The organism is Bacteroidota bacterium (assembly GCA_016718825.1).
Classification (GTDB): domain Bacteria; phylum Bacteroidota; class Bacteroidia; order J057; family JADKCL01; genus JADKCL01.
Map to the genome: position 1 here is coordinate 1 of JADKCL010000070.1, position 6,357 is coordinate 6,357.

Below are 6,357 nucleotides of genomic sequence, written 5' to 3' on the forward strand. Positions count from 1 at the left end.
GGCTTGGATATTGCTGGATTCGAAGTCACCTGTAAAGATGGCCACGATACAGAAAACCGTCCGGCGACGTGAAAGCAAAACCGGTGACTTGAAAACCGTCTGCTTGCGCCTCATCCGAGGGGCACACAGAGTTGTAACGGCCACAAGCGGGATGGCGAAGTGAACGATGGAGGGGATGCAGGGCATCGTGCGACAAATTAAGCAAATTCGCTGCGGCAAGTCAGTAGGTGCTGCGATTTGGACTTTTCTTGCCGATGGCCTTGCAGCAGCGACCGTTTCCCGCAAAACATGCCAATCACCTTTGTGGAGGCGCTTTTCGGATACCCGTTTGACGGCAGCGCGCATGTCACCGCGCTGAATCCACAGCAGCCCGTTTTCCTGCCCGATCACGTGAAATCCGTCATGCGCATAACTCGCACGCACCAATCCGAAGACATTCCAAATCACTGGCAAAACGCCCATGAACACCACCCCAGAAATCAGACAGCAGCAATCCGACCACAACGGCCGCCAATCCGGCAAACAACAAGACAAAGCCAAACAGCGGATGTCGGCGCAGGGAATATTGGGAATTTCGACTTCAGCGGGCATTTCAGGGATTCTCCTGGCAAAATTGGGGGAGAGGGAAGGCGGTCAATCGTTGCGTTTTTCGGCGGTGAGGGTGTATTGGTATTCCAGGCTCGTGAAATCGACGGTCACCGTCCGGAAGCAAGCAGAGTCCAATTCGGCACTCACCTGTGTCGACGCCAATTTCGTCTCCGTGGGCGGCCCAACGGGAAGCGGCTCCTTTTTGAAGTCGATCACCACGAGTTTTTTCCATCGGGTTTGAGGGGCCTCTTGCGCACCTTGGAGAAGTAGGCGACGCGGTTGCTGATGAATCCGTAGGTATTGACAATCAGGACCAAATCGGCTTCGCCTTCCTTGAGCATCGGATCCTCGGCTTCACGAGCCGCGTTTCCACGTTGAGGTTGTTTTGTCGGTATTGTGGGAGAGTCTGCGGTTGATGTAATCGAGGAAATCTTGCTCGATGTCGATGGCGATGACTTTGCGGGCCTTGCGGGCGAGGGGCATCAGAAATAACCGGTACCTGCGCCGATGTCGGCGACGACTTTGTCACTGAGGTCGCCGAGGCGGCTGATGACCATTTGCGGCTTTTGCCAGTTTTCGCGGTCGCCATGGTCGAGGTCTTCCAAAGCTTCAAAGGCGCTGTCGCTTTCGGTGGTGAGCACCATCTGTCCGTTGGGGAGATATTGGTTCTCTGCGTCAAGTTGATTGTTTTTCCCCGCCTCCGAATTGCAACCTCCGAGGAAGCAGAAACTCAACAGGAGGGTGCCGAAGCCGAGAAAGCCAAGCCTCCGAGCGGGATACGATGTCGTTGAATTATCCTTCATCGCCTTCCTTGGGTGCTTTGGGTTCCTTTTCGGGTTTTACCTTGGGTTCCTTCGGCGCTTTGGGTTCCTTTTCGGCCTTGACCTTGGGCTCTTTGGGGGCCTTCGGTTCTTTTTGAGCCTTTTCCTTCTTTTCTTTTGGAGCCTTGGGTTCCTTTGCTGCCTTCACCTTGGGCTCTGGGGCCTTGTCGCCCTTCTCCGGTTTTTTCCTTTTTCTCCTTCGGCGTTTTGTCACCTTTGGCCTTTGGGTTTCCTTCTCCGGTTTTTCGTTGTCTGCCTTCGAATCTTCCTCTTTTTCTTCGAATCCGATTTTTTGGCTTCCGGACCGGGTTTCACGTCAGGTGTAGGCTGCGCCTCCTTCGCACCCGCATCAGGGGCAGGATCTTCCACAGGGTGTAATGCCGGGTTGCGGGATCGTCGGCCTTGATGCGTTTGATCGGACCAAAAATTTCGTCCTGGCGGCCTTGATGCGGGCAGCTTCCTCGGCAACTTTGGCGTTTTGGTCTTCGATGGCGAGGGCCTCTGCTTCCTTGGCCTTCAATTCCTCGACTTCCTGACGTTGGCGCGCCGCAATCTCGGGCTTGGTCAGTTTTTTGCGCACCGAAGTGTATTGGATGATGTCGTGCAGGTCGCAGTCGCAATCATAGTAGTCTTCGTAGCATTTGGTGATCATGCAGTCCATTTCCCATCCCTTTTTGAATTTGGTGGGCTTTTTGGAACGCTTGAAGGTAAGTTTATAGGTACAGTCGCTCGTCCATTCAATCTTGAAGACAAGTTTGTTGCCCTTGTCTTTGAGTTTGCCCTCCCTGTCGAGGCGCATCTTGGATTTGGACTTGTCAATCTTCTGATCGCGGGTGATTTTCCGTGTTTTGGTCTCCCGCATTCCGCGGTTGCTATTCACCTGCACCTCCTTGTGGCGTGACCGGCGAATGGTGATGTACATGTTGTTTTTGTCGATGTACTCCATCGAACCGCGGCGGTAGCGGGCGCAGGGCACAGCGTAGCCGTGTTTGACCGTGCTGTCCGCATTGTTGGCGTGAAATCTTTCGTTGGCGGTGTTGGCGCCGTCTCGAACTTCAGGTTCATTGTCGCCTTTTTTGCCTTTTTTCTTCTTTTTTTTGCCGTCTTCCCCGCCGCCGCCATCGTCACCGGCATCGTCGGAAGGTTCAGATTTTTCGCGTTTTGCCTTCGAATCGCCATCTTCCTTGCCCGCTTTGGGGGCTTTGGCAGGCTTTTCCGGTTTGGCTTCTTTTTCGGGTTTGGGCGCTTTGGGCGGCTTTTCGGGCTTGACCTTCGCTTCTTTGGCGGGTTTTTCGGGTTTTGCCTTTTCTTCCTTCGCAGGTTTTTCCTTTTTGTCGTCGCCATCGTCCTGCGCGAATGCCGCAAAAGGGGCCACGGAAAAAGCCATCAACAACAAATTGCCAACAAATGGCAGGTGCAGCCCCGACAGTGTTTTGGAAACCACTTTTCATTCTTTTAGTCAACGCAGCAAGGTAACGTTACCAATTTGCGATCAGCGCCTGCAAATATACATGCGAACGGTGGAATGCGAAATCAGCCCCCAAAATCGACCTTCGAGGCAACAAATCGAACTCCCGTATGGCATTCGGCTGCAAAAAATCAGCCGACGGTAGCGATCAGGTGGTCTACAAGGGCCACGTATTGTTCCATGGAGGCATCGGCAGACTGACCCTTGAGGCTTTCCCAAGCGGCGTATTTGGCGGCGCCTTTGAAATCAAACATGCCGGGTTTGTCGCCATGGACATCGCCTTCGGTGGCTTGCTTGAAGAGGGCGTACAGGTTCAGCAATTGTTCGTTGCTCGGCCTTGCGGTGAGGGTTTTGACCCGCTCTGCGGCGTCGTGAAACTTTTCTGTGAGTGTCATTCTCTGCGAATCGATATTTGAAGTAAAGCTATGGGAAAATGCGGAAACGGCCAAAAAGGGGAAGAGGGACACCTGTTTTCAATGAACCATCCCGAAAAAAACGACATTGCACTTTGCTCCAGCGGGCCAGCTTGAATGGAGATTGACCGCAAGCCGTAATCGTACCGCAGCCGAAATTCACATCGTTTCTAAAACGCCAGCGGAGGCAATGTTCTCCGAATCAGTTTTCCTTCACCAGTTTAATCACCTCAACCCGATCCTTGACCCGCACCTCCACAAAATACAGCCCCGCGCTCAGGTGCGTCACGTCCACAGGCGGGTCACCCGCGCGGTAGGTGCGTGAGGCCGCGACCTCGCGGCCGGTGATGTCGTGGATACGCAGCGTGAAGCTTGAGAATGCAGGATTCGTTTCAATCTTAAAGGATTGATAGGCAGGGTTAGGAAAAACCAGAATGTCGAAAGTACTTGAAATTGTATCCGAGGAAACACTGACGGGTTGGTAGATGCAAGAATCCGTCGTGTTGCCGCCCATCCATTCTGCAATGTAATGAATATCAAAAAGTGGAGGAACGGGGTTAGGGGCACCAGAAACAAACAACCTACCCTCCATGCCCGCAACATTAAGCAACGATTCTTTTCCGCTGCCAAAAATACAAAAGTAAGTCCCGTCAAAATGGGCAAGGGTATGCATCCTGCGGATCTGATTGGAAGTAACGGGGGCCACAATGTACAATTTCCCAGCAATGACCTCAAGGTCGTAAGCTTCGAACCAAAATTGAATGTCGGGAAATGGATCAATCCACTTTTCGCCATCCCAAGCCATGACATAATCTTTGACATTGCCATTTATCGAAAGAAATTTTCCAGCGACAAAGAGCAAATTGTGGTACACGGCCATGTCATTGACATAGGAGTTGGATCCATAGATCCCATTTTGAAGCGAATGCCAACCTGCATCGTCGTATTTCAGGATTTCGTTACCGCCATTTTCGTCTTCGAAGTTGCCGGCAAAATAGTAGGCACCCTGAAAATAGACGACACTTTTTACTACTTCTCGATCGCCTGCCTGCCATGGCAACGGCGAACCAAATGACTCCCAAGTGCTACCGTTCCACTTTGCGATATGGTCGATGGCTTGACCACTGATTGAATCGTAGGTTCCGGTAGCGAATAGGTTGTCATTCGCAATCGATAAGTAGGAGGGTCCTGTGGGATTACCGCAAGCTTGCCAATGGACTCCATCCCAGGTCGCCAAGTAGGAAGTGGAATTCAGTCCGACGCCATCTAATTTTTCAAATTGTCCCCCCGCAAAAATTTTAGAATGGTATACAATTACAGAGTTGGAGGTGTTGTAAGAAAATGGGCGATGTCCTAATCCGGAATCAAGAGCATGCCATCTTTCCCCATCAAATTTGGCAATGCACCCTACGTAGTTCGAGCCTGCATTGTTAAATTGACCTGCGGCAAAAAGTGTATTGGTAGCGGAATCATAATACAATTGGTTGATGAATCGATTGACGCCGCCATCGACTTCTTGCCAGATCTGCCCCTTCCCAACCCCAAAACAGGTCAGAAGCAGGCACAGCAGAAGGTATCGCATGATTGTTCTCATTGTTTGACCAATTTAATCACCTCAACCCGATCCTTGACCCGCACCTCCACAAAATACAGCCCCGCGCTCAGGTGCGCCACGTCCACAGGCGGGTCACCCGCGCGGTAGGTGCAGGCAGGCGCGACCTCGCGGCCGGTGATGTCGTGGATTTCGAGGGTGCATGTTGTCGTGTTGGGCGGGAGCGTCAGCTTAAAGGATGAATTCGTTGGATTGGGGTAGAGGGAGATTTGGTCAATTTCATTTTCTAATTCGGGAGATGCCACCAATCGACAACCGTCCAAATTTGCACCTCCGATCCATTTCGCAAAACGAGAGATGGAATCAATCCCGCCAACCGACTCTGAGCCAATCGTCATGAAAAGTGTATCATGGTAAAAACCAATTGAGGTCGGAACAAAATCGTTGGATTCCTCCAACCCACACCACCGATTGCCGTCCCACATGGCAAGGTTCCTTGCTGGGTAACCTCCAGCCGAATCAAACAGGCCATAAGCATACAAGGCATCCCCATTGATAAGAATGCCACGAATCCATCCACCAGGCACCCTGTATTGCACTCCTCCCTGCAGCGTGTCCCATACTTGTCCATCCCAAATCGTGATTCCATTGCCTGGTATTGATCCCGGCGTATCGTGCTTATTAAAATGACCAGCAATTACCAATTTCCCTTGATACGTAGCAAGAGCACTCACATTGGGAAAAGTGCCGAATAGGCCGACATCGACACCAACCCAATCGAAGCCGTTCCATTTTGCCAAACCATGAATCGGTGGATTACTCCCCGGTTTGTGAAAGTCACCACCAATGTATAACTCGCCCTCAAACCACTCCGCATCATAAATCCGATTCAACGAACTCATGAACTTTGGCAAGTTAAAAACAGGACCCCACGAAGTGCCATCATACTTGGCAAGACTGTGCGCTTCTATGCCATTGATTGAGTCAAATGCCCCATAAAGATACAAAATATTGTCCATCACTTCGAGTCCAAAACCGATTCCACCCCCAGGATTTCCATTTGTGCTCAGGCCAGAACCAATGGCAACCCAATCATTCCCTTGCCACTTTGCGATCCTACCTGAAGGATTTCCTCCTGCCATCAAAAAAGTTCCTGTTACAAAGAGTTCGCCTTTATATCGTGCAAATGCCTTGGCATCGTTTACCCTTGAATTGTAGATCACTTGCGTTCCACAAGGGACATCGAATCCACAACCAAGCCCAATCACGGTATCACCAACGATTTGACCAAAGCCGTGAATTTCGGAAGAATCAAACCAAGTGTATAGCCCGGCGACCAACATCCGGTCCTCTTGTGCATCATACCATGCAATGTTTGGAGCAATGTTAAATTTTCCGATTGATGCCCAATTTTGGGCATTAACGGATCCACAACCCAAGAGGGCCAAAGCGATTACCCAAAAGACGTTTCTGATCGTTTTCATTCCTTCACCAGTTTAATCACCTCACCCGATC

General features: G+C 51.1%; 8 protein-coding genes. All 8 read right to left on the reverse strand.

The features are described from left to right. Positions 1 to 591: hypothetical protein (locus tag IPN95_31570; GenBank protein MBK9453857.1), on the reverse strand; the 591-nt coding region annotated here is incomplete at its 3' end. A 42-nt stretch (positions 592 to 633) separates the two neighbouring features. Then, positions 634 to 804 (reverse strand): hypothetical protein, encoded by a 171-nt coding sequence (locus tag IPN95_31575; GenBank protein MBK9453858.1) that lies wholly within the window; start codon positions 802 to 804, stop codon positions 634 to 636. A gap of 266 nt (positions 805 to 1,070) precedes the next feature. Next, the gene (locus IPN95_31580) at positions 1,071 to 1,391 is read right to left on the reverse strand and encodes a hypothetical protein (GenBank protein MBK9453859.1); all 321 of its coding nucleotides are present in this window, start codon (positions 1,389 to 1,391) and stop codon (positions 1,071 to 1,073) included. Further along, complete coding sequence (locus IPN95_31585) at positions 1,381 to 1,557, reverse strand: hypothetical protein (protein MBK9453860.1); 177 nt, start codon at positions 1,555 to 1,557, stop codon at positions 1,381 to 1,383. Before IPN95_31585 ends, IPN95_31580 begins: the two co-directional genes overlap by 11 nt. 201 nt (positions 1,558 to 1,758) lie before the next feature. Continuing rightward, the gene (locus tag IPN95_31590) at positions 1,759 to 2,853 is read right to left on the reverse strand and encodes a hypothetical protein (protein ID MBK9453861.1); all 1,095 of its coding nucleotides are present in this window, start codon (positions 2,851 to 2,853) and stop codon (positions 1,759 to 1,761) included. 155 nt (positions 2,854 to 3,008) lie between these two features. Then, positions 3,009 to 3,272, reverse strand: a complete 264-nt coding sequence (locus IPN95_31595; protein ID MBK9453862.1) for an acyl-CoA-binding protein — start codon at positions 3,270 to 3,272, stop codon at positions 3,009 to 3,011. 220 nt (positions 3,273 to 3,492) lie between these two features. Further along, on the reverse strand, positions 3,493 to 4,884 hold the full coding sequence (locus tag IPN95_31600) for a T9SS type A sorting domain-containing protein (GenBank protein MBK9453863.1): 1,392 nt from the start codon (positions 4,882 to 4,884) through the stop codon (positions 3,493 to 3,495). Beyond that, positions 4,881 to 6,326, reverse strand: coding sequence for a T9SS type A sorting domain-containing protein (locus IPN95_31605; protein MBK9453864.1), 1,446 nt, complete (start codon positions 6,324 to 6,326; stop codon positions 4,881 to 4,883). The genes IPN95_31600 and IPN95_31605 overlap by 4 nt, the downstream gene beginning before the upstream one ends. Positions 6,327 to 6,357 lie beyond the last annotated feature (31 nt).

Coding starts and splice junctions, on each gene's coding strand:
- IPN95_31580 (MBK9453859.1), bottom strand. CDS start 1,391: ATGAAGGATAATTCAACGACATCGTATCCCGCTCGGAGGCTTGGCTTT.
- IPN95_31595 (MBK9453862.1), bottom strand. CDS start 3,272: ATGACACTCACAGAAAAGTTTCACGACGCCGCAGAGCGGGTCAAAACC.
- IPN95_31600 (MBK9453863.1), bottom strand. CDS start 4,884: ATGAGAACAATCATGCGATACCTTCTGCTGTGCCTGCTTCTGACCTGT.
- IPN95_31605 (MBK9453864.1), bottom strand. CDS start 6,326: ATGAAAACGATCAGAAACGTCTTTTGGGTAATCGCTTTGGCCCTCTTG.